We start from the raw sequence: 25,817 nt of genomic DNA, 5'->3' as shown, positions 1-25,817 counted from the left end.
TACCGCTCGGGGGGCGGCCTACTTGTGGTCGGATCGCTAACGTGGGCCTATGACGCGCTCGGCCCGGCTGCGGCGGCGGCTCGTCGAGCAGCTGCTCGACGAGGACGTCCTGCACGCCCCGGAATGGATCGCCGCTTTCCGCGCGGTACCTCGCCACGTCTTCCTACCGCGGTTCTTCACGCCGGCGGGCGGGCTGTGGGCGGCGGTCGACCGGGACGACCCCGGCTGGCTGGAGACCGTCTACTCGCGCGACGTGCTGGTCACGCAGCTGGACGACGACCCGGACCGCTGGGAGCTCGCGCGGCGCACCGGACCGGTGCCCGGCACGCCGACGAGCTCGTCGAGCATGCCCTCGATCATGGCGATCATGCTCGAGGAGCTGCGGGTGCGGGACGGGCACCGCGTGCTCGAGATCGGCACCGGCACCGGCTACAACGCCGCCCTGCTGAGCCACCGCTGCGGCGCGGGCCAGGTGTCCACTGTGGACATCGACCCGCTGCTCGTCGGCCTGGCGCGCGAACGGCTGGCCGCGGCGGGCTACCGGCCGGCGTGCGAGGTGGGCGACGGTGCGCTCGGCTTCCCGGCCGGCACGCTGTTCGACCGGGTGCTGTGCACCGCCTCGGTTTCCTCGATCCCGCTCGCTTGGCTGACGCAGACCGTGCCGGGCGGGCTGATCGTGACGACGCTGAACCGGCCGATCGGTGCCGGACTGATCCGGCTGGTCGCCGGCGAGGACGGCACCGGGCAGGGCCACGTCCTCGCGCGCGACGGCCGCTTCATGCCGCTTCGCGCGCACCGGCTGGCGCAGGCCGACCCGCTGCCCAGGCCGTCGCGGGACGACTGGGAGCAGACGCGGCTGCCGATGTCGTCGGTGATCCAGCCGCGCAAGCAGTTCGAGTTCTTCGCCGGGTTGGCGATGCCCGGCGCCCGGCCGGTGCGCGACGGCACGGACGACAGCGTCTCGCTGGTCCACCCGGACGGCTCGTGGGTGCGGCACCGCAAGCGCGGCGGCGCGGACGAGGTGGCCCAGGGCGGCCCGCGCGCTCTGTGGGAGCTCGTCGAATCGGCGTACGTCGACTGGTGTGAGCTGGGCAAGCCGGACCGCGACCGGTTCGGGGTGACGGTCACGGAAGACCGCCAGGAGTTCTGGCTCGACGAACCGGGCGGCCGGACCTGGCCCCTCGGCTAAGGCAGCCGGCCCCGAATCCACTTCTCGACGTGATCGGCCGTCGTCTCGGCCGAGGCCTCCGTCGTGTCGAAGAGGTCGACGCCCAGTTCCGACGCCGACTTCTGGAGCCAGTCGTTGAACTCCAGCATCTCCTCGATGCGCGGCTCGTCCCACTCGCGCCAGGCCGGGCGCGCCCGCAAGCGCTTGCGCAGCGACTCCGGGGTGCCGACCAGCGCCAGGTAGTGGATGTCGCTGAAGAACGCGCGCTCCGGCAGCGGCTCGAACTCCGGGGGCGCGACCGTGCCGCACAGCACGACCGGGCGGCCGTTCTGGTGCAGCATCGCCGCCATCCGGAGCCACACCGCGCGGAACGCCGAGACGTCGTCGCGCAGGGCTCCCGTCCAGAGGACGTCCTGCTCCAGCACCACGACCTCGCCGCCGAAGCGGGCCTCCAGGAGGGGGCCGAGCGTCGACTTGCCCGCGCCGCTCGGGCCCGTCAGCGCGAACAGCGGCAGCCGCCGGAACGGCCACCGGTGTCCGCACCGCGCGCACGCCAGCTCCGCCCCGGCGACGACCGGGCGGTCGGCCCGGTCGCCGCACGACGGGCAGATCCGCAGGTCGAGACCCACCTCAGTCGAAGAGGTTCTCGAGGAAGCCGCGCTTGCGGTGGCCGTGCCCGTGCGGCCTCGGCGAGTCCGAGTACCCGCCGCCGCGGTAGCCCTTGGGCGAGTCCGCGTACCCGCCTCCCTGGTAGCCCTTCGGCGAATCCGCGTAGCCGCCGCGGTAGGGGCGCGGCGAGTCGGGACGGCCGTGACCGCCGCCCTGGTAGGGCGGTGGCTGGTGGCCGTAGAACGAACTCTCCGCACCGGAGATCGCTTCGAGCTCACCGCGGTCCAGGAAGATCCCGCGGCAGCCTTCGCACTGGTCGATGTGGACGCCGTTCTTGTCCACGGTCCGCATCTGGTTCTGACACTTCGGACAAATCACACATGCGAGCCTACGCACAAATCGGTCAGCAGGCGCAGAGGCAGAACGGGTGGCCCACCGGATCGGCGTAGACGCGGAAGGTCTCCGGCCCGTCGTCCAGCAGTTTCGCGCCCAGGCCGAGCACGCGCTCGTGCGCCGCTTCCAGGTCCGTGACGTTGAGGTCCAGGTGCAGCTGCTGGGGGTTGGCCGCGGACGGCCACGACGGCGGCCGGTAGTCGGGCACCCGCTGGAAGGCGATGCCCGCGCCGCCCTCGGGGTTGGCCAGCGTGACCCAGTGGCCGTCGTCGGAGACGTCGGGTGCGTCCCACTCCAGCACCGCCCGGTAGAACCCGGCCAGCGCCACCGGGTCGGGGCAGTCCAGGGCCACCACACCCAGCGTCGGTACCGCACTCATGCGTCGCTCCTCTCGATCGCGGATAACCACTGAAAGAAGTATGTGGGTTAGCGCACGCGGGAGCAACCACCGACCGCCGTACACTGGGTTCGTGCACACCGACGCATCCCTCGTCGTGGAGTTCCTCAACACGGTCAACGTCGAAGAGGGCACTGACCTGCTCGAAGATCCCGGGCAGTGGCGAAGGTGGGCGTCCGGGAGAGCGCTGACGGCCAATCCCGCCCCCGAGGCCCGCGCGGCGCGTGACGCGTTGCGCGCGGCGATCGGCGACCCGCGGCTGCCGGGCGGAAGCCTCGACGTCGGCACCCGGATCTCCCTGACCGACGACGGCCCGGCGCTCGTGGCGGACGACGTCGTGGGCGCGGTGTTCGCGGCCTGCGCCCGGCTGGTGGTGCGCGGCGACTGGATCCGGCTGAAGATCTGCCCGGCCGACACGTGCTTGTGGGCGTTCTACGACGAGTCCCGCAACCGCTCGCGCACGTGGTGCTCGATGCGGGTGTGCGGAAACCGCGAGAAGGCGCGTGGCTGGCGGGCCCGGGCAGCGGAGACCGCGGCGGGCTGACGCCGCAACCCGCTCTCATCCGAGCGGCGGACCCTCGAAAGCCTGTGGACAACCCGCCGGCCGAGCACCACATATCCACGCCCCCGGCCGTCCACACCCCCACACGTTGTGGACAGCGATTAGGCCATCACCGTGAAAACCTGTGGATAACCCCGGGGATAACTCAGCTTCCTGTGGACAACTCGTTTGAAGCTCCCCCAGGTGTGGTATACGACTCGGCTCCTCAGAACAGCAGCTCCGCGACCGCGTAGATGACGAGCCCGGCCAGCGCACCCACGACCGTGCCGTTGATGCGGATGAACTGCAGGTCGCGGCCCACCTGGAGCTCGATCTTGCGGGACGTCTCCTCGGCGTCCCAGCGCTCGACCGTGTCCGTGATGATCGTCGTGATCTCGCCCGAGTAGTTCTTCACCAGGTACGCCGCGGCGCCCTCGACCCAGCCGTCGGCCTTCGCGCGCAGCTGGTCGTCCGAGACCAGCCGGGACCCCAGCGACATCAGCCCCGCGCGGACGCGCCGGCGCAGCTCGCTCGACGGGTCCTCCGCCGCCGTCAGGAGCATCTCCTTCGCCGTGCTCCACGCCGAGCCGATCAGGCGCTGGACCTCCTCGTGGTGCACGATCTGGCCCTTCACCTGCTCGGCGCGGGCCATCACGTCCGGGTCGGTCTGCAGGTCCTGGGCGAACTCGCCGAGGAACTTGTCCAGCGCCAGCCGCATCGGGTGGTTGACGTCCGTCTTCACCGCCCACGCGAACGACAGCACCTCGCCGTAGACCTTGTCCGCGAGCATCTCGTCGACGAACTTCGGCGACCAGCTCGGCGCGCGGTCGGACACCACGCGCAGCATCGTCGTGTGGTTGTCCCGAGTCCACTCGTACGCGCGGTCGCACATCAGGTCCACGAGCTTGTGGTGCGCACCATCGGCGAACACGCCCTGCAGGATCTTGCCCAGCGGCGGGCCCCACGGCTTGTCGATGATCCGCCGCGCGACCGCCTGCTCCATGATCGCCTGGACGTCCTCGTCGCGCAGGACGCGGACCGCCGCCCGGACCATGGTGGCCAGCTCGGACGTCACGCGCTCGGCGTTGTCCTCCTGGGCCAGCCACGAACCCAGCCGGCGCGCGATCTCGACGCGCTTCAGCTTGTCGCGGACGACCTCCTCGGAGAGGAAGTTCGACCCGACGAACTCGCCGAGGCTGCTGCCCAGCGCGTCCTTCTTGTTCGGGATGATCGCCGTGTGCGGGATCTTCAGCCCGAGCGGGTGGCGGAACAGCGCCGTGACGGCGAACCAGTCGGCCAGCGCGCCGACCATGCCGGCCTCGGCCGCGGCCCGCACGTAGCCGACCCAGCCCGGCCAGCCTGCCGACTGCGCCCAGCTCGTGAGCAGGAACACGACGGTGGCGCCGATCAGGAACGACAGCGCGACCAGCTTCATCTTGCGCAGCGCGCGCCGCTTTTCCGCTTCACCGGCGGCGCCGCCCGGCGGATCGGCGGGCGTCACCTTGGCGGGGGTCAGTTGCTCCACACCGCCATTGTCCGCGAGGATCGCTGATCGTGCGCGAACCTGCTCTCGTCCCCCGTCTGCGGCCCTTCACGTCGACCATCTTCGCCGAGATGACGGCGCTGGCCGTCCAGCACGACGCGGTCAACCTCGGCCAGGGCTTCCCGGACACCGACGGACCCGCCGGCATGCTCGACGCGGCCAAGAACGCCCTGTTCGGCGGCGCGAACCAGTACCCGCCGGGCCCCGGCCGCCCCGAGCTGCGCGAGGCCATCGCGCGGCACCGGCTGCGCTACGGCACCGAGTACGACCCGGACACGGAGATCCTGGTCACCGCGGGCGCCACCGAAGCCATCACCGCGACGCTGATCGCGCTGACCGAGCCCGGCGACGAGGTCATCGTCATCGAGCCGTACTACGACTCCTACGCCGCCGCGGTCGCGATGGCGGGCGCCGAACGCAAGGTCGTCGGGCTGGTCGAGGGCGAAGACGGGCGGTTCGGCCTCGACGTCGAGGGGCTGCGCGCCGCCGTCACGCCGCGGACGCGGGCGATCCTGGTCAACTCGCCGCACAACCCGACCGGCACCGTGTTCACCCGCGCCGAGCTGGAGGCGCTCGCCACGCTGTGCGTCGACCACGATCTCATCGCGATCTGCGACGAGGTCTACGAGCACCTGGTCTTCGATGACGCCGAGCACATCCCGCTGGTCACGCTGCCCGGGATGCGCCCGCGGACGGTGAGCATCTCGAGCGCCGGGAAGACGTTCAACTGCACCGGCTGGAAGATCGGCTGGGTCTGCTCGACGCCGGAGCTGGTCGCGGCGGTGAAGGCGGCGAAGCAGTTCATCACCTTCGTGTCCGGCGGGCCGCTGCAGCCGGCCGTCGCGTACGCGCTCGACCACGAGCTGCCCTGGGTCGAGGGCCTGCGGTCGAGCCTCCAGGAGAAGCGCGACCGGCTTTCGGCCGGGCTGGCGGACGCCGGGTTCACGGTGCGGCCGACGGCCGGCACGTACTTCGTCTGCGTCGACGTGCGGCCGCTGGGCTTCACCGACGCCGCCGACCTCGCGTGGGAGCTGCCCGGCCGGGTCGGTGTCGCGGCGGTGCCCGTCAAGGTGTTCACCGATCACCCGGAAGAGTGGAAACACCTCCTGCGTTTCGCGTTCTGCAAGCGCAACGACGTCATCGACGAGGGCGTCACCCGATTGCGCAAACTGGTCTGACGACCGCGCCGGCGAGGCGGAAACTTTCCGGCGGTGAATTCGGGAGCGAAAAGCCGACGCACCACCCGGGCGGCTGCCGGACGCGCCGGGCCGCGGCGCGGCACCGGCCGGACGGGGTCGACCGGTTGCCGTAGCCGGCAGTCACGCTCCGCGATCGTGAAGGCGATTTCGCGTCTGCGGCGTCGCCTGGCGAGCGAGGTCCGGACCAGCAGCCCTCCGGCCGTCGATGATCACGGACCGGAGCGGGCCCGAGCGGCGCGGATCCGGCCGGACGGACCACAGTGGACCCATTCGGCCCAGTGCCGTGTCCCACACACCGAGCACCTTCCGACCGTCCGGCCGAACCGGGGTCCCGCGCACCCAAAGCCACTGCCGTGGCACGGAAAGCGACCAGGCCGCCGGAAACATCAGGTCAACGCCCGAATGTGCAAGTTGCAGTACTCGTCCGAATGGCCGCCGAGAAGCACCCGAACGGCACTGAGAGTGATCAACTCGTCGGCCGCAGATACCTTGCCCGGTAGGGCCGTTCCGCCTTACGGGCTGGATAGAACGCGGGAGAGATGAAAGACTCCCGAGCGGTGCTAGAAAGAGTGCAGCCCCGGGGGAACTGCGACCTGGCCGGAGAAAGACCCCAGCAAGAACGAACTCGAGCGGACAACGCGAGGGTTTCAGGCGCGGACGGTGGTGGTGGCGGTGAGCAGCACGGCGAACGCGCGCCGCAGCGCTCCCGCGCAGCCTGCGCTCACAGCGGGTGAAACGCACTGGGTAACCAGCGCACGCCCGAGCGCCTCCGACGCGAGCCACGGCCTTTCCGCGGTCGGCCCCCTTCCCGCCGGGATGCGCCAGGGCCTTTCTGCGGCCAGCACGCTTCCCACCGACGCGAGCCAGGGCCTTTCCGCAGCCAGCACCCTTCCCGCCGGAACGCGCCACGGCCTTTCCGCGGTCAGCACCCTTCCCGCCGACGCGGGCCACGGCCTTTCCGCAGCCCGCACCCTTCCCGCCGGGAAGTCCCGCGCGCGCACGCCGCGGCCCTGGGCGGCCGCGCTGCAGCGGCCCGCCGCCAAGATCCTCGTCGCCGGCGGCCTGACCCTCGCCGGCTGGCTGCTCACCGGCGCACTCTCGGGCAGCACCGCGACCGCGGCCGAAACGGCGAGCTGCCCGGAGGCCCCCGCCGTCTCCACTGTGGACCATTCCGCGAAGCCCTCCTTCGCGCACAGCAGGCACCACAGGAGCCACCGCGAAGCCGCCCCCTCGTGCGCTCGCCAGGCCGACGAAACCGAGACTCCGTCCTCGGACACCGAGACCGCCGCGAAGCAGTCCACGAAGGACACTCAGACCGAAGAACCGGCCACGAAGGCGACCTCCTCCCAAGGTCTTCTCGGCGGGCTGGTCCACAGCGTCACCTCCGCGACCAAACCGCTGACCCAGCCCACGACGAAGGCGACCTCCTCCGGCGACCTGCTCGGCGGGCTCGTCGGCGGCGTCCTCAACGTCGTCGGCGGCACGCTGAACACGGTCACCACGACCGTCGACGGAACGCTGAACACCGTCAGCACCCTCACGAACACGCTGTCCCACACCGTCCTCGCGCCGCTCACCCAGCCGAGCGCGGGCAACCCGGACGCGCCCGTCCTGCTCCCCCTCGACGACATCCTCGACCCGATCCTGGGCGGCAGCTCGAACTCGGGCGGCGTCACGACCACCGTGACCGGCATCGTCGGCGACGTCCTCACCCCGGTGACGACGACCGCCACCACCGCCGCCGCCGAAACCGCCCCCGCCGCGGCGGACGCGACGACCTCGCCGGCCTCCCGGGTCGCGGTCGTGCACCTCGTCGAGGTGCAGAACACGCTGCCCGCCCAGCAGGAGCAGCCGCGCGACTCCGGCGTCCACGCCACCGGCGGTGGCGGCGGCGACAGCACCCCGGGCCTGCCCGGCGGCACCAGCGCCCCGAGCGCGCCGGCGCCCACCGCGGCTCCCGGCCACGACGGCCCCGGTGGCGTCCGCCACCCGTTCGCCGTCCACGCCGACAACGCCACCACCACGCAGCTGAAGCTCATCGGCACCAGCCTCGACCACGAGGTCGACGGCGCAGGCAGGGAAGCCGCCCTGCCCACCACCTCCCCCGACTGACCCCGAACCGGGCAGCCGGGGAGAAGTGCGTCCAAAACAAGATCAACAAGACGCACGCGCGCGCCGCTGAGGCGTGACGATTCCCCTGCTCCAGTACGCGATCCGTGACTCTTTCACGTCTCGTGACGCTCACCCGCGTCCGACGTACCCCAGGGGCGAAAACCCATGCGAAACCACAGTCTTTCCGACCGGCCGACCGCGCCCGGCCGGGTCGGATCCCGGTCCCGGCGTCGCGCTGCCCCCGCGACGCCGGGACCCACACCGGGTGCACTCCGGGAGTTTTCGCTCACCGCGCCGAGCGGAATCTCGCAGTACCGAGAGCGCACCTGAACCGCGGGCTTCCCGGCACGTCGAGGGGCTGTGCCGGGAAGCCAGCGGTTACCCGCGAGCGGGGTCACGTCCGCGAACGGGGGTGTGAACACCGAACCGGTGCGCTGGATGCTCACGAACGCCGCCCATCCCTGGGAGCAGGCTCGCATCCAGCGCACCGGTTCGTTTTTCAGGCGATCGGCGCGTCCAGTGAGGCCGGAGTGCCGCTGACCGACGCCGCCGCGGCGCTCAGCCGCCGGACCGCCTCGTCGATCTTGTCCGGCGGCAGGGAGAACGGCAGCCGGATCCAGCGCTCCAGGCCGCCGTGGACGCCGAAGCGGGACCCGGGCGCCACCTGGACGCCGTGGCTCGCCGCCGCCACCGCCAGCCGCGAGCTCACCGGCTCCGGCATCCGGCACCACAGCGACAGGCCGCCCTTCGGCAGCGTGAACGTCCAGTCCGGCAGGTACCGGTGCACCGCGCCGGCCAGGGCGTCGCGGTAGCCGCGCAGCTCCTCGCGACGGCGGGCCAGCGCGGTTTCGTCGGCCAGCAGCTCGGTGAGCACGATCTGCTCGAACACCGGCGACCCGAGGTCGACCGCGTAGCGCGCCGAAACCAGCCGGCCGAGCAGGTCCTCCGACGCGCGGATCCAGCCGAGCCGCAGCCCGCCCCAGTGCGTCTTCGACGCCGAGCCGACGCAGATCGCCAGGTCGCCGGCGAACGCGGCCAGCGGCGGCGGCCCGTGGAGCGGGTCGCCTTCCAGGTCCAGCTCGACGAGCGTCTCGTCGACGACCACCGGGGTCCGGGCGCGGGTCAGCACGGTGCCGAGCCGGGCGCGGCCTTCGGCGTCCATGCGCAGGCCGGTCGGGTTCTGGAAGTCGACGACGAGGTAGGCGAACCGCGGGTTCGCCTGGCGCAGCGCCGCGTCGACGCCCGCGATGTCCCAGCCGCGCGGCCCGGCCGGGTCGAGCGCCACCGGCACCGGGATCGCGTGCGCGGCGCGGATCGCCTCCAGGGCGTTCGGGTAGGTCGGCTGCTCCACCAGCACGCGGTCGCCGGGGCCCGCGAGCATGCGCAGGACCAGGACGAACGCGTGGTGCGCGCCGTTGGTGACCATCACCTGCGCGGGCGTCGTCGGCAGCCCGCGTTCGGTGTACCGCTGGGCGATCTTCTCCCGCAGGCCGAGCAGGCCGCGTTCCTGGTAGCCGTGGTCTCCGAGGAAGTCGGTGAGCCGGACGCGAGCCGTGTCGACCGCCGCGGCCGTGCCCGGGATGGCCGGCGAAGACGCGTGCGTGAAGTCGATCGAGCCGTCCCCCACCGGCGCGAGCGGTCCACGGCGCCGCCGTCCGGGCGCGGCGATCCACGACCCCGCGCCTCGGCGGCTCGCGACGAACCCGCTCTCCCGCAACCGGTCCAGGGCCGCGCCGATCAGCGTCCGGCTGGCACCGAGCGCGTCGGCCAGCTCGCGCTCGGCGGGCAGCCGGGTGCCGAGTGGGAGCTGGCCGTCCAGCACCTGCAGCTCGATGGCTGCGGCCAGATCGACCGCCCCCTGCCGGGACCCGCCTTGCCGCCACGAGCCCAGCATGACAGCCAATCGAGGGCCGGAGATGCGTCCACCTACCGGGATGACGGGATCCATAAGGCCAATATCCTGGAATTGGCTATGGTTTACAAGGCCACTTCCGGCCGATAGTGGAGCCGTGGCTCAGATCGATCTCCGGCCCGTCCGGATCTCCCGCAACCCCGTCCGCCGCAGCACCCAGCTCCTGGTCGGCCTCGCCCTCTACGGCACCAGCGTCGCCTTCGTGACCCGCGCCGGCCTCGGCCTCGAGCCGTGGAGCGTGCTCGCCGAGGGCGTCATGAAGCACGCGGGGCTGACCTTCGGCACGGTGACCGGGCTGATCTCGGTCGTCGTCCTGCTCCTGTGGATCCCGCTGCGCCAGCGGCCCGGCATCGGCACCATCGCGAACGTCGTCGTCATCTCGGTGGTGGTCGACCTGGTTCGCGCGGTGCTGCCCGACCAGCACGAGCTCGGCTGGCAGATCGCGCTGCTGGCGGGCGGGGTGGCGCTCAACGGCGTCGCGACCGCCACCTACGTCGGCGCCCGGCTCGGCCCGGGGCCCCGCGACGGCCTGATGACCGGGCTCGCGGGACGCACCGGCTGGTCGGTCCGGCTGGTGCGCACCGGCATCGAGGTCACCGTGGTCGCCGTCGGCTTCCTGCTCGGCGGCACCGTCGGGATCGGCACCGTGCTCTACGCACTGGCCATCGGGCCGCTGACCCAGGCACTGCTGCCGCTGACCACCTGGCGCGACCGTGCCGCCGAAGAGCAGGAGCAGCAGCAAGGTCACTAGCCGGCCTTGCGTTGCTGCACCGCCCGCCGCAGCGTCGGGTAGTCGGCGCCGCGGCGGGCGAGCACGTCGTCGGTGTCCCGCTGCTGGGCCAGCGCCAGCAGGATGTGCTCCTGCCCGAGGTGCTTGTCCCCCAGCCGGACGGCTTCCTTGAGGCTCAGCTCCAAGGTCTTCTTCGACTGGGACGTGAACGGGATGTGCCCGCGCTTGGCCGGCCCGAGCCGGCCGGCGAGCGCCCCCTCGCCGTGGGTTTGCTCGATGCGTTCGACGATCTGCTCGACGTCGATGCCGAACTCGGTGAGCGCCTCGGCGTCGGCGTCGCTGACCCCGCCGCGGCGCCGGGTGCGCGCCAGTTCGGCGGCGACCTCTTCCGCGGAGATTCCCAGCTCGGCGAGCAACGGGACGTCCGTCTTGACCAGCCCCGCCAGCAGGTGCACCGGCCGGATTTCGACTGAACCGGACTCCCGCGCCACGATCTGCGCTTCGACGACCGCCATCCGCGCGTCCGCCGTGAACCTCTCGAACATCAGTGCCTCCCGTACTTCTTGTGCACGGCCTGCCGGCTGACCCCCAGCTCGGCGGCGATCTCCTGCCACGACCAGCCGTTGATCCGCGCACTGCGGACCTGCACGGCCTCCAGTTGTTCCACCAGCCGCCGGAGCGCGGCGACCGCACGCAGTCCCACCCGGGGATCGCGGTCGCCGGCCCGGGCGGCCAGGTCCGTCGCTTCCGTCATGCCTGTCAACCTACGTTGACATCTTGGGCTTGTCAACCTGAGTTGACAGCGTCCGATGTGGCACGCGTTGCGGCCGCGGTTCGAAGGTCTTGAATGAGGCGGGCGCCCGACCTCGTCCGCCGGCGAAGCATGGTTGACAGCGTCGGCGCGTAGGTCACGGACCGGCGACGTAGAGTCGGGTGATGCCCGAGATCGTGTTCGCCGAGCGGGCCGGGGTGGGCGCCGACGGTCACCCCCGCCCGACCGAAGACCACGTCGTCGTGCTGGACAACGCCGTGTTCGTCCTCGACGGCGCCACCTCGTCGGACCCCTCGCAACCCCCCGGCGGCTGGTACGCCGAACGGCTGGCCCGCCGCCTCGCCGACGACCTGCGCGCGGCACCCGAAGCCGACCTGACCGACCTCCTGACCGGCGCGATCGCCGTCGTGACGGCGGAGAACGCCCTGCGCCCGCAGCAGTCGCCGTCGAGCACGGTCGCCGGGGTGCGGTGGCTCGATGACCGCGTGGAAGCACTGGTGCTGGCCGACAGCCCGGTGATCGGCTTCGGCGGCTTCGGCGTCGACGTCGTCTCCGACGACCGGCTCGCCCGGCTGCGGCGGCGCGGGATGCTCCAGACCGGCGCGGACGTCCGGCGCCGGCGCAACGCCCACGACGGCTTCTGGGTCGCCGAAGCCGACCCCGGCGCGGCCGCCCACGCCGTCCGCCGCAGCTGGCCGCGGGCCGACGTCGACGCCGTGGTGCTCGCGAGCGACGGCGTCTCCATCGGCGTCGACCAGTACGCACTCTTCGACTGGCGCGAAGTCCTGGCGATCACCCGCGCCGACGGTCCGGACGCCGTGCTGGACGCCGTCCGGACCGCGGAGAAGCAGGACCCGGACGGCGCCCGCTGGCCGCGCCCGAAGTGCCACGACGACCAGGCCCTGGTGCTGATCGACTTCGCATCCGGGGGAATTCAGGGTCTTCCCTGATCACGGCCGTCCGGTTCTTCGAGAACCTGAATGGCATGGGGACGGAACAGGGGAAGCGCACGAGACCGTGGCGGCTCGTGGCGCTGGGCGCACTCGGCTGGGGGCTGTTCACGGCCGTCGTGCTGCACATCGTCAGCTCGCACAACCCGGTGTACGACACGCTGTCGAGCTACACCGTGACCGACCGGGGCGAAGGGATGCTCGCCGCGAGCGTGTTGTCGCTGGCCATCGGTTCGCTGGCGGTGCTCGGCGCGCTGCACGCCGCCGGCGTCCCGCTGTCGCGGACGACCCGGCTGCTGCTCGCGCTCTGGTCGCTCGGGCTGGCCGCGGCCGCGGTGTTCCCGGCGAGCTACCCGGAAGCGCCCGACCCGGTGAGCGGCGAAATCCACCTCTACGCGTGCCTGGTCGCGTTCCTGAGCCTGCCCGGCGCGGCGATCTCGCTGCTGGAACCGTTGCGGGGACGGCCGGAGCGCGTCGCCGTCGTGCGGGCGGTCCGGCTGAGCGCGGTCGCGTTCGGGCTGTTCGCGATCAGCTTCGTGCTGGTTCGCTTGAGCGAGGCCGAAATCGGGCCGTTCCCGGAGATCTCGGACGCGTTCCCGATCGGCGTCATGCAGCGGCTGCTGCTCGCCGACGTCGGCCTGCTCTTCACGCTGCTGTGGGTCGCGACCCGGCTCGAGTCAGCCTTCGACGGCCGCGGCGAATTCGGGCGCGTAGCCGTACAGGCCGGGCATCCCGCCGGTGTGCAGGAACACCACGTGGTCATCGGGGGCGAAGTGGCCGGCCCATTCGACCAGCGCGGCGGCCACCTTGCCGGTGTAAACCGGATCGAGCACAACGCCCTCGGTGCGGCCGAAAAGCCGTAGCGCGTTCCAGACCGCGTCGGTCGGGATGCCGTAGCCGGGGCCGAGGGTCGAGTCGCTCATCTTCGTGTGCGTGAACGACGGCGGTTCGACGCCGAGCAGCTTGGCCGCACCGCCGACGAGGTCGCGGAGGTTCTCCGTGGCCTCGTCGAGCGGGTGGCTGACGCAGGCGATGCCGACGCCGAGGTTCCCGAGGAGCCCGGTGGCCAGCACGACCCCGGCCGCGGTGCCGCCGCTGGCGTGCGGGATGACGAGGTGCGCACGCTCGACCCCGCGTTCTTCGAGCTGCTTCGCGAGTTCGAGCGTCGCGCGGACGTACCCGAGGGCGCCGAGGTCGCTGGAGCCGCCGACCGGGACGGTGGCGACCCTCCGGCCTTCGGCGGCGGCTTCGGCGACGAGACGGTCGTAGGTGCGGCCGGTCTCTTCGCCGTCGGCGCAGACGTGGACGGTCGCGCCGAAGAGCTTGTCGAGCGGGATGTTGCCGGAGCGTTCGTACGCTTCGCCGTCGCGCGGGACCTTCGCGGTGAGGACGAGTTCGCAGCGCAGGCCGAGCTTCGCGCACGCGGCGGCGGTCTGGCGGCCGTGATTGGTCTGGAGCGCACCGAAGGTGATCACGGTGTCCGCGCCGGCTTCGAGCGCGGCGCCGAGGTGGAATTCGAGCTTGCGGAGCTTGTTGCCGCCGGCGCCAAGCGAGTGGACGTCGTCGCGTTTCAGCCAGAGGTTCCGCAGGCCGAGGGCTTCGCCGAGCCGCGGTGCTTCCTGCAGCGGCGTCGGCCAGCCGCCCAGGTCGACGCGGGGGATCGCGGTCAGAGCGGCCTCGGGGAATCCGGCGAAGTCGAACGTCATCACTTCACTCTAGAGCGCCCGGGGAGTAGCCGGAAACCATCGGTATCCGGTAACGTTCGTTCGAACGAACGAGAGCGCCCCGGGAGGTGCCATGACCGCCACGAGCCTGGACTTCACCGGTCTCACCGCGCAGGCCGCGCAGCTCGCCGCCGGCGAAGTCACCTCGGCCGAGCTCACCGCGACCGCGCTCGGGCGCGCGCACGCCAGCCAGCCCGTCCTCAACGCCTTCCGGCACCTGCGCGACGACGCGGCGCTCGCCGAAGCGGCCGAGGCGGACGAACGGCTCCGGGCCGGTGACCGGAAACCCCTGCTCGGCGTGCCCGTCGCGATCAAGGACGACGTCGACATCACCGGCCTGCCCACGTCGTTCGGCTGCGTCGGCGACTTCCCGGCCGCGACGTCCGACGCACCCGCCGTCGCGCTGCTGCGCGAGGCCGGCGCGGTCATCATCGGCAAGACCAACACCCCCGAGCTGGGCCAATGGCCGTTCACCGAGGGCCCGGCCTTCGGCGCGACGCGCAATCCGTGGCACACCGGCCACACCCCCGGGGGTTCTTCAGGCGGGAGCGCGGCCGCGGTGGCGTCGGGGGCCATCGCGGCCGCGCTCGGTTCCGACGGCGCCGGCTCGGTGCGCATCCCGGCCGCGTGGACCGGGCTCGTCGGCATCAAGACCCAGCGCGGCCGGATCCCCACCGACGGCGAGCTGTTCCACGGCCTGACCGTGCTCGGCCCGCTCGCCCGGACCGTCGAAGACGCCGCGCTGCTGCTGGACGTCGCCGCCGCCACCGGCCGCACGTTCCGGACCGCCGCGGCACGCGAACCCGGCCGGCTGCGGATCGGGCTGTCGACGCGGATCCCGTTCACCGCCACCAAAACCCGGCTCGACCCGGTCGTCGAAGCGAACGTGCGGCGCCTCGCGGAGTCGCTCGCCGGGCTGGGCCACGAGATCGTCGAGGTCGAGCCGGACTACGGGCTGATCGGGCTGACGTTCCTGCCGCGCTCGCTCACCGGCGTCCGCGACTGGACGTTGCGCGTGCCCGACCGCGCCGGGCTCGACCCGCGCACGCGCAGCAACGCCGGCCACGGGCGGCTCTTGGCCGGGCCCGCGCTGCGGCTCGCGCGGGCGCTGGAGCCGGGGCTGCACCGGCGGATCGGCTCGGTCTTCGGCCGCGTCGACGTCCTGCTGACCCCGACGACCGCGACCCCGCCGCCGCCGATCGGCACGTTCGACGGGCTGTCCGGCTGGGAGACCGACCAGGCCATGATCGCCGCCTGCCCGTACGCTTGGCCGTGGAACGTGCTGGGCTGGCCGGGGGTCAACGTCCCGGCCGGGCTGACGGACGGCGGGCTGCCGCTGGGCGCGCAGCTGCTCGGCCCCTCGCACTCCGAGGAGCGGCTGGTTTCGCTCGCCGCGCAACTGGAAGAGGTCGAACGGTGGCCGGAGCGGCATCCCGAGACAAGCTGGTAAGCACCCGGGACGCCATCCTGCGCGGCGCGCTGACGGTCGTCGGCGAGCACGGCGTCGGCGGGCTGACGAACCGCCGGATCGTGGCCGCCGCCGGTGTTTCGCTCGGCACGCTCACCTACCACTTCCCCAGCCAGACGGCGTTGCTGCGCGAAGCGATGCTGATGTTCGTCGAGGACGAAACCACGAAGCTCGGCGCGATCGTCGACGGCTACCGCGCGGACGGCCTGAGCGTCGAGCAGGCAGCGTCGGTCGTCGAGCACGTGATCGCGCAGCTGCCGTTCGGCGCCGACGAGCTCGGCGCGCACGAGCTGTACCTCCAGTCCGCCCGCGATCCCGAGCTGCACGAAGCGTCTTCGCGCTGCTTCGCGGCGTACGACGAGCTGGCGGTGACGATCCTCGAAGCGCTCGGTGTGCCGGACGCGCGGCGGCTGGCCGGGCCGGTCGTCGCGCTGATCGCCGGGCTGCAGCTGCGCCGGCTGGCGACCGGCGAGACGGACACGCCGGTGGCCGAGCCGCTGATGATGCTGCTCCGCGGGGCTTGATGGCCCGGCCGATCGTCCGCGGCACGGCGGCGTGGAAGTACTTCGGCGACTTCCGCGACGGACTGCTGGCCGGCCAGGTCCTGGCGCTGCAGGTGGCGCACCCGGTCGTCGCGGCGGGGGTGCGCGATCATTCGGACTACCCGTCGGATCCGTGGACGCGGCTGATGCGGACGGGCGCGTCGCTGTCGATCTACGTCTACGGCGGGGTCGCGGGCGCCCGGGTGGAGGCCGCGCGGTTGCGTGCGTTGCACCGTTCGTTCACGGGTTCCCTGGACGGACGGCGCTACAGCGCGTTGGATCCGGCGGCCTATGCGTGGGTGCACGCGACGCTGGTGAAGGTTCCCGTTGACGCTCAACGGTTCTTCGGCCGCCCACTGTCCACTTCGGACCTTGACGAGTACTACGCGCAGATGTGCGACATCGGTCGGCTGCTCGGGGTCCGCGAGCGCGATTTGCCACCAGACTGGGTCTCGTTCGAGCGCTACTACGACGAGATGGTGGCCGGTTTCGCCGGGAACCCGACGGTAGATCAGCTTTTCGAGACGATCCGCACGGTGGGCAAGCCGGTGCGCTGGCTGCCCGATTCGTGGTGGCGGTGGCACGCCCGGGCCCAGATGTTCCTGCTCCGGGCGACTTTGCCGCCCGGTTTGCGGGAGCGGTTGGGTCTACAGTGGACTCTCCGGGATCAGCGGCGGTTCCTGCGGTTCGCGGCGGCGGTGCGGATCCTCGCGACGCCGATCCCCGCCGGGCTGCGGACGGCGCACATGCGGTGGATCGGCAAGCTGAACGTGTGGTTGCGCGCGCACCCGAAGGTTTACCAGCGTTTGGTGGGCGGCAACGGTCCCGGTGCTACGCCCTGACGGGCTTCGCGCGAATCGCGCCGGCGGTGCAGGGAAGGCTGCGCGCGGCCGACTGCATTTCAGCGTTGGCCACGAGAGCTGACCCGCCTACCCATCTCGGCCACGCGAGCCGACCCACCCACTCGTCTCAGCCACGCGAGCCAACCCACCTACCCGCCTCGGCCACGCGAGCCAACCCACTCGCGTCGGCCGCGAGAACCGACTCACCTACTTGCCTCAGCCACGCGAGCCGACCCACCCACTCGTCTCAGCCACGCGAGCCAACCCACCTACTCGTCCCGGCCGCTGACCCGCGCATAGTGCGCCCGAGCCTTGGCCCGATTCCCGCACCGGGACATCGAGCACCACTGCCGGTTCCGCCTCGGCGAGGCGTCGGAAAACCGCAGCCCGCAGTCGTCCGCTGCGCACACCCTTACCGATGCCTCGCTCGTCGCCAAGTCGATCGCGTCCGCCGCCAACGTCGCGAAGGCCACCGCCACCGGGTCCTTCGGCGCCGGTACCTCGCGCCGCAAACCTCCGTCAGTCAGGACCAACCGCGGTGGGGGCGCCGGCGCTGAAGCCGCCGCGTTGTTCACCAGGCCGATGTCCATCTCCGCCGGTTCGCGCAGCACCCGGTCGATCGCCTCCCGCAGCGCCTTCGCCGCCAGCACGTTGCCCGCCGTCACCCGCACCGGGCCCGTCGTGAACCCCGCGAGCGCGAGCCACTCCGCCAGCGCGCCGGGCCCGGTCAGCAGCTCGACGCCGCCGTCGTGCCGGCTGCGCAGCGTGTTGACCAGGTCGAGGCACGGCCGTCCGCCGTCGAAGACCCACTCCATGCCCGCAGTCTAACCGTTGCGAACGGTTAGACTGGCCGCTACCTTCTAACCGTATGAACAGGTTAGAAAGCACGGCCACGGTCAACGGCATCCGGATGCACTACGTCAGGGCCGGCGACGGCCCGCCCCTGTTCCTCCTCCACGGCTGGCCGCAGACGTCGCACTGCTGGCACCGGGTCCTCGAGCCTCTCGCCGAGACGCACACCGTCATCGCCCCCGACCTGCGCGGTTACGGCCGCACCGACAAGCCCCGGACCGGCTACGACAAGCGCACCATGGCCGCCGACGTCGCCGCGCTCGCCGAGCACCTCGGCTTCCCGCAAACAGCCGTCGCCGGGCACGACCGCGGCGGCCGCGTCGCCCACCGCTGGGCCCTCGACCGCCCGGACCAGGTCGACCGCCTCGCCGTCCTCGACATCGCCCCGACCCGCGCGATGTGGCAGCGCCTCGACACCGGCGTCGCGAAGGCCTACTGGCACTGGCTCTTCCACCTCCAGCCCGACCTCCCCGAGCTGCTCGCCGGCCAGAACATCGCCGCTTACCTCGGCTACTTCTTCGAACGCTGGACCTACCAGCGCCACCACCTCGACCCCGACTCCGTCGCCGAGTACGTCCGCGCCTTCTCCCAGCCCGGCGCCCTGCGCGCCGGTTTCGACGACTACCGCGCCTCCTTCCCGGACGACGCCGAGCTCGACGACGCCGACTTCGCCGCCGGAAAGCGCATCACCCAGCCACTTCTGGCCCTCTGGGGCGCGAACGGCCTGCTCGGCACCCTCCCCACGCTCGAAATCTGGCGGGAGTACGCGAACGACGTCACCGGGGTCGCGCTCGAGGAGTGCGGCCACTTCCTGCCCGAGGAGCAGCCCGCGGAAGTCGTCGCCCACCTGCGGGAATTCCTGCACCCCTGAGACTCCCGGGGGCTCCGGTCCCCCGCACTGGGGACCGGAGTTCCCTCCCCGCCGTGACGCCCGGCACAGTCCGCCGTCGCTAGGTTCGAACCCACGATGGGGACCAAACCAAGAGCCGTACTGCTGATGCTGCTGGCCGTGCTGGGGATCGCACTGGCCGGCGGGACCGCGCACGCCGACGGCGCGCCGTCCGGCACGGACGTCCAGGTCGCGCAGACGCTCGGCGCACGCGAGCTGACCGTGATCATCCGCCGGGTCGACGTCACGCCGTCGCCGCTGCGGGTCGACGTCGTGACCCACCAGGGCACCGCGCCCGGCACGCTGCACCTGGCCGTCGCGGCCGACGGTGTCGTCACTTCGCGCGGTGACGTCGTGCTCGGCGCCGAACCGGGCGTGTACCCGGGAAATCTCCAAGTCGACAAGCCGGGACCGTGGCAGCTGTCGCTGGACGACGGCAGCGGGACCACCGCGACCATCCCGTTCATCGTGCCGGCGCGGGTGGTTCCGCCGTGGGAGAAGGCGACCTACGGCGGGTTCGTCGCCGCAGGCGCGTTCCTGCTGCTCGCGCTGGTCGTCGGCGTCAAGGCGAAGCGAACCGCCTTCGCACTGGTCCCGGCCGGTGGCGCGGTCGCCGCGATCGCCGTCGCCGTCACCGGCGCGCTGCTGTCGGCGAGCACTCCCCCGCCGCCCGCGCCCGGCAGCCAGCTCGATCCGACGTACGACAACGTCACCGACCCGTACGCCAACGCGCAATTGTCCACAATGGACTATTCACGGCCGCCGGTGAACCTGGCCGTCCAGGCCGAACGCGACGAGCTGACCCTGCACCTCACCGACGGCGCCACCGGCCGCCCGGTCGACGACCTGCTGATCCACGACAACGCGCTCGTGCACCTCGTCCTGATATCGCCGTCCGGGCGGATGAGCCACCTGCACCCGGTGCGCGTCGGCCCCGGCGACTACCGCGTCGGCGTGGCCGATCCGGAAGCGGGCACGTACACCGTCGCGGCGGAGCTGGTCCGGCGCGGCGGCGGGGTCCAGCTCGTCCGGTCCACTGTGGACCTGACGGGCACCGCCGCGCCCGCGCCCGAACCGCCCGGCGCCGGCCCGCGGACAGTCGACGGGACGCCGGTGGACCTGACGATCACCCCCGGCACGCCGACCACGATCACCGCGCACTTCAAGACCCAGGACCTCCAGCCGTGGCTGGGCATGCTCGGCCACCTGATCGTCGCCGGGCCGATCACCGGGCAACCGGGCACCGCCGCCGCGAAGGCACCGACGTGGGCGCACGTCCACGCGATGATCCCGCCGGTCGCGGGCCAGCTCGACCGGCCCGACGAGACCGTCGCCGCCTACGGCCCGGACGTCAGCTTCACCTACACCTTCGCCGCGCCCGGCCGGTACCGGATCTGGCTGCAGGCCGAGCGCGGCTACCGCGTGCTGACCATCCCCGCCGTGGTCGACGTCCCGACGACAGGAGCCGGACGATGAAACGCCCCAAGGTGCTGATCGCCGTCGTCGCGCTGGTGGTCGCGGCCGGTGCCGCCTGGCTGCTCTGGCCCGCCGGCGACGCGAAAGCCACCACGCAGCAGGCGGTTTCCGGGCCGTACACGGTCCAGTTCTCCGCGGACCCGCCGCGCATCGGCGGCAACACGTTCGCGGTCGCGGTGACCGGGCCCGCGCCCGACAGCGTCCTGGTCGAACCGGTCATGGCGCAGATGGGCCACGCGTTCGCCCCGGTGCTCGCCGTGGCGGAAAGCTCCGGCCGGTTCCGCGCCACGGGTGTCGCGCTGCCGATGTCCGGGCAGTGGGAGATCACCGTGTCCCTGCGCGGGCCGGGCGGCCCCGCCCAAGTCGTTTTTCCGTTGCTCGTCAAGTAGAAAGGTTCGGGGGAAATGGATCTCACCGCATCCGGCGTGCGCACCACGCCGGTGGCGAAACAAGCGCGAACGGGGTTGCTGCCGGCGAACGTCGCGCTCGGCGGTTCGCTGCTCTCACTGGTCGGGCTGACCTGGGACATCCAGTGGCACGACGACGTCGGGCCGGACACGTTCTTCACGCTGCCGCACCTGTTCCTGTACGCGGGCACCGCGGTCGTCGGCCTGGCGAGCCTCGCCGTCGTGCTGCTGACGACGGCGGCGCGCCGGGCCGGGCGTCCGGTCGACCCGCGGGTCGGCGGGCGCGTGGTCAACGTGTTCGGCAAGACCTTCGCGGCCCCGATCGGCTACCTGGTCTCGGGGGTCGGCGCGGCGACGTTCCTGCTGTACGGCCTGTGGGACCAGTGGTGGCACGGGCTCTACGGCTTCGACGCGGTCATCGACTCGCCGCCGCACATCGGGTTGCTGCTGGCGATCACGGTGTCGCTGATCGGCACGACCGCGGTGTTCGCCGCGGCGCGCGAACACCGCTGGGGACGGATCGGCACGCTCGCGTCGCTGACGGTGCTGCTCACCTTCGGGCCGGTGCTCGCGCTCGGGCTGCAGCAGGTGCCGGGCGACTACTTCAACGCCGTGTCGATCGGCTGCTCGATGATGGCGGTGCTGCTGGTCTCGGTCGGCGCCGGGTTCCTGCGGCGCCCGGGCGGCGCGGCCGGCACCGCGGCGCTGGTCCTGCTCGTGCAAGGGGTCTTCTGGTGGTTCTCGCCGTGGGCCGCGAAGGCCTACGCCGACCTGGTCGACCTTCCCCTGCGCGACGCGGTCACCGGCGTGCCGCAGATGCCGTCGCTGACGCCGCTGGCGTTGCTGCCGGTGGCAGCGCTGATGGAGCTGGGGTACCTGGCCGGGCGACGCCGGGGGTGGCCCGCGGGCCGCGTGTCCCTGGTCACCGGCGGGATCGCCGGGGCGCTGATCGGGCTGAGCCTGCCCTTCCAGCACTTCCTGCTCTTCCCCGGCGCGCACTTGTCGCCGGCCTGGTACCAGATCACGACGGCCGTGCTCAGCGGCCTGTTCGGGCTGCTCGGCGGGTTCGCCGGGTGGCGGTTCGGCGGGATGCTCTGCCTGCTGGCGCCCGCGAAGAAGGGGGAAACCGCTGATGCGTAAGGCACTCCTGGCGCTGGCCGCCGTGGCCGGGCTGCTGTTCGCCACCGCGGCGCCGGCGAACGCCTACGAGCCGGTCAACATCGTGCACACCGAGCACGTGCAGGCCGGGCCGTACGGGATGACGATCGGGTTCAGCACCTGGCCGCTGAAAGCCATGCAGTCGCTGGACTTCACGTTCATCCCCGACGGCGGGATCGCGGACAAGTCCGGCACGCTCACGATGATCAACCCCGAAGGCGGCCAGAACCGCACGCAGCCGCTGGTCCGCCACCCGCGCAAGCTCGACGTGTGGGGTCTCGACGTCCGGTCGATGCCACGGCCGGGTGAGTGGACGTTCCGCTTCGCGGTCAACGGCCCGGCCGGGTCCGGTACCGGCGACCTGCGCGGGCTGCCGGTGCTCGAACAGCCCGGGCCGCCGATGGGCTTGAGCTGGGCGATCAGCACACTGCCGTTGATCGGGCTCGTGGTGCTGGTCGTGGTCGCCTGGCGCCGGACCCGGAGCCGGCTGCGCGGAGGCGAGCTTCCGGCGATCGGGTGAGATTCCCCTCACAATCGGCACCCGGACGTATCCGGGCCGTCGCGAAGGCCTCCTTCACCAGGGACGGGGAAGGGGGCCTTCGCCATTTTTTCGGACGTGACCGGGGACGGATCAGGCGGGCAGGTCGAACTGCCCGGCCTTCACGGCGACCAGGAACGCTTCCCATTCGGCGGTGTCGAACACGAAGACGGGGCTGGTCGCGAGCTTGGTGTCGCGGACCCCGATCAGGCCTTCGCGGCCGAGGTTGACCTCGACGCAGCTCCCACCGTTGGGCTCGCTGGCGAACGACTTCTCCCAGGCGGCCTCTTGGAACAGGGACACGGCCGTGTTCGGATCGTAATCCGCGAACGACGGATAATCCGCCATGGGTCGTACCTCCGTGGATCGATGGGGGGCGCGGCCGGGACCAGGTCAAAAGTACCCGCGTCCGGCTACTCAGTGTCTCAATGGAGTACGCCGCACGGCCAAGCGGGTGATCAACTAGGTCCGGCCTCGACATGAAGATTATTCCAGGAGTAGGATTAATCGCATCGGCCGGGGCGCTGGTGTCGGTGAATGACTGCCTGCATGCGACGGGCGGTCCCCGAACGCAGGCCACTGGTTGACGAACGACCAAACCACCACTGCAGGACCTCATGGGGGAGGATCAGCGTGATCGTCGAGGACAGTGCGCCACCGGGCGTTCTGGTCGTGGGCAGGCTCGCCAGGGGAACCGCAGGCGAGGCCCGCCGGGTGGTCCACGTCTTCGGACTGGACGTCACCGGGAGCACGAGCGAGCTGGTCCGAACCAAGTGCGGGGAAGCGCTTTCCCGTGCCGACGTGGAATGGCTGGCCCCCGGGGCCGGCATGCCGTGTGAACCCTGTCTCGGACTGACCGGCGGCGAACGCGCCCGGTCACCGCGACGAGAGCTGGGGGTGTAGACGAGATGGCCGTCCGGATGAACTCGCTGTTCCGCCGCGAGGAGGAGCACCGTGGCCGCCGCGGAATCGGCAACGAACTGCGGAACCGCTTCGGCTTCAGCCTGATCCAGGCGCCCCTGCGCAAGACCACGACGTGGGCGACGGACCAGGACCTCCCGCTGCAGCGCCACTCCGACGGGGTCCGGACCACCCGGCCCCTCGAGACCGCGATCGACCTGAGCCCGCTCCTGCGCGGCCGGGTGGGGTCGCGCGCCTGACCACCCGAAGCACCGCACCACCACGACGAAGAGCCCCGGTCCCCTGCGCGGACCGGGGCTCTCGCCGTTCCCGGCTACGGTTTCCGCAGCAGCAGCCGTCCTTGGCGGAAGGGGCGTTCCCCGTCGACGGCCTCGCGGTACATCCGGCCCACTTCGACGAGACCCGCCTCGGCCGCGATGCCCGCCAGCTCGCCGAGCGGCCACCGGTACGCCGTGGTGACCTTGTGGTCGAACTCCGAGACCGGGCCGGCCCCGGCCTCGAAGCACCCCAACAGAACGTGACCACCGGGCGCCAACGTCCGGGTGAATTCGGCGAAGTACCCCGGCACCTCCGACGGAGGCGCGTGGATCACCGAATACCACGACAGGATCCCGGCGAGCGACTCGTCGGGCAGGTCCAGGGCCGCCATCGAACCCACTTCGAAGCGCAGGTCCGGCAGCGAAGAACGCGCCAGCGAAACCATCTCCGGCGACACGTCGACGCCGAACGCGTCGAGCCCCAGCGAGCGCAGGTGCGCCGTCAGGTGGCCGGGGCCGCACCCGAGGTCGGCGACCGGGCCGCGGCCGCGCACGTAGTCCGCGAACGCCGCCCACGCGGCCCGGTCCAGCGGGTCGCCGTCCCAGATCCCGCGGACGAACTCCGCGTACTGGACGGCGACCGCGTCGTAAGCCGCTGTCACGGTTTGCGGCCGAGGCCGCAGATGTGGCCGCTGAACGCCGGGTCGTTCGCGAGCTTCTTCGTGGCCCGGGACTCGATCTCCTCCGGGTGCCACTCCGGGAGGTAGACGATGCCCGGCTCGACGAGCTCCAGGCCGTCGAAGAACGTCGTGAACTCCGCCTTGCTGCGCAGGTGCAGCGGGGTGCTCGACTTGTTGTACTGCTCGATGATCGACTCGCGGCTGCCGGCGTCGGACATGCCCTCGATGCCCTCGGTGGTCAGGTGCGAGGACAGGAAGTACGAGCCGGACGGCAGCAGCGACAGGTACTTCTGGATGATCTCGGCCACCGGCTCGTCCTCGCCGAGGAAGTACAGGACGCCGACGATGATCAGGCCGATCGGCCGGTTCGTGTCGAGGACGCCGGTCTCGACCGCGCGCTTCCAGATGTCGGCCGGGTCGCGCAGGTCGCCCTGCAGCACCGCGTGCCGGTCGGCCACGCCCTCCTTCTCGAGGAGGACCTGCGAGTGCGCCACCGCGACCGGCTCGTTGTCGACGTACACGCACCGCGCGTTCGGGTTCACCTCGGCCGCGACCTCGTGGACGTTCCCGACCGTCGGCACACCGGACCCCAGGTCGAGGAACTGGTCGATGCCGTTGCGGGCCAGGTACTGCACGCCGCGGCCGAGGAAGTCGCGGCCGACGCGGGCGACCGTCTTGATCATCGGGAACGTCTTGACCGCCTGTTCGCCGAACTGGCGGTCGATGGCCCAGTTGGCGTCGCCGCCGAGGAACCAGTCGTAGATGCGGGCCGCGTTCGGCCGCTCGAGGTCGACGCCTTCGGGGGCTTCGGGATCCTGCGTCGTCATTTCCGTCCTCCAGGCTTGCGGCCGACACCGCCGACCACGCTCGCGAGGGGGACCGGGGCGGCGCCGGGCTCGGGGCGCCACTCTCCCACAGGCACGATCCCGGGGTCGACGACGTCGAAGTTACCGAAGAACGCGGCGATCTCGTCGAGCGACCGGGAAACCGCCGGCGAGCTCGACCGCTCGGACAGCTGCACGAGCCGCCGGATCTGCGCGAGCTCGTCGCCCTCGACGCCGGACTCGGTCGCGTGCGAGAGGACGTACGCCGACCCGGGAGCGAGCAGCGTCCGGTAGTCGCGGATGGCTTCGCGTACGCCGGTGACGTCCGGCAGGAAGTGCAGCACGGCCACGCTGAGCAGGCAGATCGGCCGCTCGGGGTCGAGCACCCCGGTGGCCAGCGCGGCCTCCCAGACCTCCTCGGCGTCACGCAGGTCGGCGTGCAGCACGGCGTGCCGGGCCGGATCGCCCTCCTCTTCGAGCAGGATCCGGCCGTGCGCGACGGCCACCGGCTCGTTGTCGACGTAGACGCAGCGGCTGTCGTCGGCGTAGTCGTCGGCGACCTCGTGGACGTTGCCGGCCGTGGGGATGCCGGACCCGAGGTCGAGGAACTGCGTGATGCCCTCGGTGACGCAGTGGCGCACGGCCCGGCCGAGGAAGTCGCGGTTGCCGCGCGCCAGGGTCTTCGCCAGCGGAAACGCTTTCACGGCCAGCTCGCCGTACTGCCGGTCGACCGCCCAGTTCGCGGTCCCGCCGAGCGCCCAGTCGTAGATCCTCGCCACGTTCGGCCGCTCGAGGTCGACGGCGTCGGGGAGGAAGTCGGGGTCCACGCTGTCCCCTTCGGGCGGCACTTCCGGTGGATTAGGGCACAACAGAGTCACTCTACCGACAGTTGTTCACCGCCTGGGACCCTTCG

At 71.8% G+C, this 25,817-nt stretch carries 28 protein-coding genes and 1 pseudogene; 16 read left to right on the top strand and 13 right to left on the bottom strand.

Annotated elements, in window-relative coordinates; translation table 11 throughout:
* Positions 1-49: 49 nt before the first annotated feature.
* Positions 50-1,189 (top strand): methyltransferase domain-containing protein, encoded by a 1,140-nt coding sequence (locus tag QSK39_RS34920; protein WP_285482125.1) that lies wholly within the window; start codon positions 50-52, stop codon positions 1,187-1,189.
* Here QSK39_RS34920 and QSK39_RS34915 read toward each other — a convergent pair.
* The 3 genes from QSK39_RS34915 to QSK39_RS34905 are packed head-to-tail and all read right to left on the bottom strand — an operon-like array spanning position 1,186 to position 2,549.
* Positions 1,186-1,797, bottom strand: a complete 612-nt coding sequence (locus tag QSK39_RS34915) for an ATP-binding protein (RefSeq protein ID WP_285482124.1) — start codon at positions 1,795-1,797, stop codon at positions 1,186-1,188. The two genes, QSK39_RS34920 and QSK39_RS34915, sit on opposite strands and share 4 nt — an antisense overlap.
* Before the next feature lies 1 nt (position 1,798).
* On the bottom strand, positions 1,799-2,152 hold the full coding sequence (locus QSK39_RS34910; RefSeq protein ID WP_285482841.1) for a TFIIB-type zinc ribbon-containing protein: 354 nt from the start codon (positions 2,150-2,152) through the stop codon (positions 1,799-1,801).
* A gap of 28 nt (positions 2,153-2,180) precedes the next feature.
* Positions 2,181-2,549 carry a VOC family protein gene (locus QSK39_RS34905; RefSeq protein WP_285482123.1) on the bottom strand — a complete coding sequence of 123 codons (369 nt, stop codon included), beginning with the start codon at positions 2,547-2,549 and terminating at the stop codon, positions 2,181-2,183.
* Positions 2,550-2,640: 91 nt separating this feature from the next.
* Between QSK39_RS34905 and QSK39_RS34900 the strand changes: the two genes are divergently transcribed.
* Positions 2,641-3,111, top strand: coding sequence for a CGNR zinc finger domain-containing protein (locus QSK39_RS34900; RefSeq protein WP_285482122.1), 471 nt, complete (start codon positions 2,641-2,643; stop codon positions 3,109-3,111).
* Positions 3,112-3,334: 223 nt separating this feature from the next.
* Here QSK39_RS34900 and QSK39_RS34895 read toward each other — a convergent pair whose 3' ends face one another.
* Positions 3,335-4,633, bottom strand: coding sequence for a DUF445 domain-containing protein (locus tag QSK39_RS34895; RefSeq protein ID WP_285482121.1), 1,299 nt, complete (start codon positions 4,631-4,633; stop codon positions 3,335-3,337).
* Between the two features lie 29 nt (positions 4,634-4,662).
* Here QSK39_RS34895 and QSK39_RS34890 point away from each other — a divergent pair, with 29 nt between their 5' ends.
* Complete coding sequence (locus QSK39_RS34890) at positions 4,663-5,829, top strand: pyridoxal phosphate-dependent aminotransferase (protein WP_285482120.1); 1,167 nt, start codon at positions 4,663-4,665, stop codon at positions 5,827-5,829.
* A 693-nt stretch (positions 5,830-6,522) separates the two neighbouring features.
* Positions 6,523-7,962 carry a hypothetical protein gene (locus QSK39_RS34885; RefSeq protein WP_285482119.1) on the top strand — a complete coding sequence of 480 codons (1,440 nt, stop codon included), beginning with the start codon at positions 6,523-6,525 and terminating at the stop codon, positions 7,960-7,962.
* A gap of 499 nt (positions 7,963-8,461) precedes the next feature.
* Here QSK39_RS34885 and yczR read toward each other — a convergent pair whose 3' ends face one another.
* A complete protein-coding gene (gene yczR, locus QSK39_RS34880) occupies positions 8,462-9,910 on the bottom strand; it encodes a MocR-like transcription factor YczR (protein WP_285482118.1) in 1,449 nt (482 codons plus the stop codon).
* Between the two features lie 61 nt (positions 9,911-9,971).
* Between yczR and yczE the strand changes: the two genes are divergently transcribed.
* Positions 9,972-10,625 carry a membrane protein YczE gene (yczE, locus tag QSK39_RS34875; protein WP_285482117.1) on the top strand — a complete coding sequence of 218 codons (654 nt, stop codon included), beginning with the start codon at positions 9,972-9,974 and terminating at the stop codon, positions 10,623-10,625.
* On the opposite strand, the gene QSK39_RS34870 is transcribed toward yczE, so the two are convergent.
* Positions 10,622-11,149 carry a Clp protease N-terminal domain-containing protein gene (locus tag QSK39_RS34870; RefSeq protein WP_284750437.1) on the bottom strand — a complete coding sequence of 176 codons (528 nt, stop codon included), beginning with the start codon at positions 11,147-11,149 and terminating at the stop codon, positions 10,622-10,624. The genes yczE and QSK39_RS34870 overlap by 4 nt on opposite strands.
* Positions 11,149-11,358, bottom strand: a complete 210-nt coding sequence (locus tag QSK39_RS34865) for a helix-turn-helix domain-containing protein (protein ID WP_284750436.1) — start codon at positions 11,356-11,358, stop codon at positions 11,149-11,151. Before QSK39_RS34865 ends, QSK39_RS34870 begins: the two co-directional genes overlap by 1 nt.
* A 182-nt stretch (positions 11,359-11,540) precedes the next feature.
* Between QSK39_RS34865 and QSK39_RS34860 the strand changes: the two genes are divergently transcribed.
* Positions 11,541-12,326 carry a protein phosphatase 2C domain-containing protein gene (locus tag QSK39_RS34860; protein WP_285482116.1) on the top strand — a complete coding sequence of 262 codons (786 nt, stop codon included), beginning with the start codon at positions 11,541-11,543 and terminating at the stop codon, positions 12,324-12,326.
* A 35-nt stretch (positions 12,327-12,361) separates the two neighbouring features.
* Positions 12,362-12,919: pseudogene (locus QSK39_RS34855) on the top strand (DUF998 domain-containing protein); the annotation flags it as partial.
* 84 nt (positions 12,920-13,003) lie between these two features.
* Here the strand turns inward: QSK39_RS34855 and QSK39_RS34850 are convergent.
* Positions 13,004-14,032, bottom strand: coding sequence for a D-cysteine desulfhydrase family protein (locus tag QSK39_RS34850; protein ID WP_285482115.1), 1,029 nt, complete (start codon positions 14,030-14,032; stop codon positions 13,004-13,006).
* A 91-nt stretch (positions 14,033-14,123) separates the two neighbouring features.
* On the opposite strand from QSK39_RS34850, the gene QSK39_RS34845 reads away from it, so the two are divergent.
* From QSK39_RS34845 to QSK39_RS34835, 3 genes are read left to right on the top strand one after another with little or no spacing between them, the layout of a single operon-like run.
* Complete coding sequence (locus tag QSK39_RS34845; RefSeq protein WP_285482114.1) at positions 14,124-15,500, top strand: amidase; 1,377 nt, start codon at positions 14,124-14,126, stop codon at positions 15,498-15,500.
* Positions 15,467-16,042 (top strand): TetR/AcrR family transcriptional regulator, encoded by a 576-nt coding sequence (locus tag QSK39_RS34840; RefSeq protein ID WP_285482113.1) that lies wholly within the window; start codon positions 15,467-15,469, stop codon positions 16,040-16,042. The genes QSK39_RS34845 and QSK39_RS34840 overlap by 34 nt, the downstream gene beginning before the upstream one ends.
* A complete protein-coding gene (locus tag QSK39_RS34835; protein WP_285482112.1) occupies positions 16,042-16,902 on the top strand; it encodes an oxygenase MpaB family protein in 861 nt (286 codons plus the stop codon). Before QSK39_RS34840 ends, QSK39_RS34835 begins: the two co-directional genes overlap by 1 nt.
* 269 nt (positions 16,903-17,171) lie before the next feature.
* On the opposite strand, the gene QSK39_RS34830 is transcribed toward QSK39_RS34835, so the two are convergent.
* Entirely contained in the window at positions 17,172-17,717 is a 546-nt protein-coding gene (locus QSK39_RS34830; protein WP_285482111.1) for a CGNR zinc finger domain-containing protein, read from the bottom strand.
* Positions 17,718-17,770: 53 nt separating this feature from the next.
* Here QSK39_RS34830 and QSK39_RS34825 point away from each other — a divergent pair, with 53 nt between their 5' ends.
* The 5 genes from QSK39_RS34825 to QSK39_RS34805 all read left to right on the top strand — a co-directional run bounded on the left by QSK39_RS34825 (position 17,771) and on the right by QSK39_RS34805 (position 22,204).
* Positions 17,771-18,625: an alpha/beta fold hydrolase gene (locus tag QSK39_RS34825; protein WP_285482110.1), complete on the top strand. Its 855-nt coding sequence runs from the start codon at positions 17,771-17,773 to the stop codon at positions 18,623-18,625.
* 96 nt (positions 18,626-18,721) lie between these two features.
* A complete protein-coding gene (locus QSK39_RS34820; protein WP_285482109.1) occupies positions 18,722-20,119 on the top strand; it encodes a DUF8832 domain-containing protein in 1,398 nt (465 codons plus the stop codon).
* Positions 20,116-20,508 carry a FixH family protein gene (locus tag QSK39_RS34815; RefSeq protein WP_285482108.1) on the top strand — a complete coding sequence of 131 codons (393 nt, stop codon included), beginning with the start codon at positions 20,116-20,118 and terminating at the stop codon, positions 20,506-20,508. The genes QSK39_RS34820 and QSK39_RS34815 overlap by 4 nt, the downstream gene beginning before the upstream one ends.
* 15 nt (positions 20,509-20,523) lie before the next feature.
* A complete protein-coding gene (locus tag QSK39_RS34810; RefSeq protein ID WP_285482107.1) occupies positions 20,524-21,666 on the top strand; it encodes a hypothetical protein in 1,143 nt (380 codons plus the stop codon).
* Positions 21,659-22,204, top strand: a complete 546-nt coding sequence (locus tag QSK39_RS34805) for a hypothetical protein (protein ID WP_285482106.1) — start codon at positions 21,659-21,661, stop codon at positions 22,202-22,204. Before QSK39_RS34810 ends, QSK39_RS34805 begins: the two co-directional genes overlap by 8 nt.
* Before the next feature lie 111 nt (positions 22,205-22,315).
* Here QSK39_RS34805 and QSK39_RS34800 read toward each other — a convergent pair whose 3' ends face one another.
* Positions 22,316-22,570, bottom strand: coding sequence for a DUF397 domain-containing protein (locus QSK39_RS34800; RefSeq protein ID WP_285482105.1), 255 nt, complete (start codon positions 22,568-22,570; stop codon positions 22,316-22,318).
* Positions 22,571-23,130: 560 nt separating this feature from the next.
* Between QSK39_RS34800 and QSK39_RS34795 the strand changes: the two genes are divergently transcribed.
* Entirely contained in the window at positions 23,131-23,382 is a 252-nt protein-coding gene (locus QSK39_RS34795) for a hypothetical protein (RefSeq protein WP_284750422.1), read from the top strand.
* A 74-nt stretch (positions 23,383-23,456) separates the two neighbouring features.
* Here QSK39_RS34795 and QSK39_RS34790 read toward each other — a convergent pair whose 3' ends face one another.
* Genes QSK39_RS34790 through QSK39_RS34780 form a run of 3 tightly spaced genes read right to left on the bottom strand, consistent with a single transcriptional unit; the run spans position 23,457 to position 25,731 of the window.
* Positions 23,457-24,062 (bottom strand): class I SAM-dependent methyltransferase, encoded by a 606-nt coding sequence (locus QSK39_RS34790; RefSeq protein ID WP_285482104.1) that lies wholly within the window; start codon positions 24,060-24,062, stop codon positions 23,457-23,459.
* Positions 24,059-24,907 carry an SAM-dependent methyltransferase gene (locus tag QSK39_RS34785; protein ID WP_285482103.1) on the bottom strand — a complete coding sequence of 283 codons (849 nt, stop codon included), beginning with the start codon at positions 24,905-24,907 and terminating at the stop codon, positions 24,059-24,061. The genes QSK39_RS34790 and QSK39_RS34785 overlap by 4 nt, the downstream gene beginning before the upstream one ends.
* Positions 24,904-25,731, bottom strand: a complete 828-nt coding sequence (locus tag QSK39_RS34780) for an SAM-dependent methyltransferase (RefSeq protein WP_502873334.1) — start codon at positions 25,729-25,731, stop codon at positions 24,904-24,906. Before QSK39_RS34780 ends, QSK39_RS34785 begins: the two co-directional genes overlap by 4 nt.
* Between the last annotated feature and the right edge of the window lie 86 nt (positions 25,732-25,817).

The sequence above is a fragment of the Amycolatopsis sp. NBRC 101858 genome (assembly GCF_030269325.1).
Taxonomy (GTDB): domain Bacteria; phylum Actinomycetota; class Actinomycetes; order Mycobacteriales; family Pseudonocardiaceae; genus Amycolatopsis; species Amycolatopsis ponsaeliensis.
Note: the sequence above shows the minus strand (reverse complement) of the source record. Positions and strands in the feature narration are given on the sequence as shown.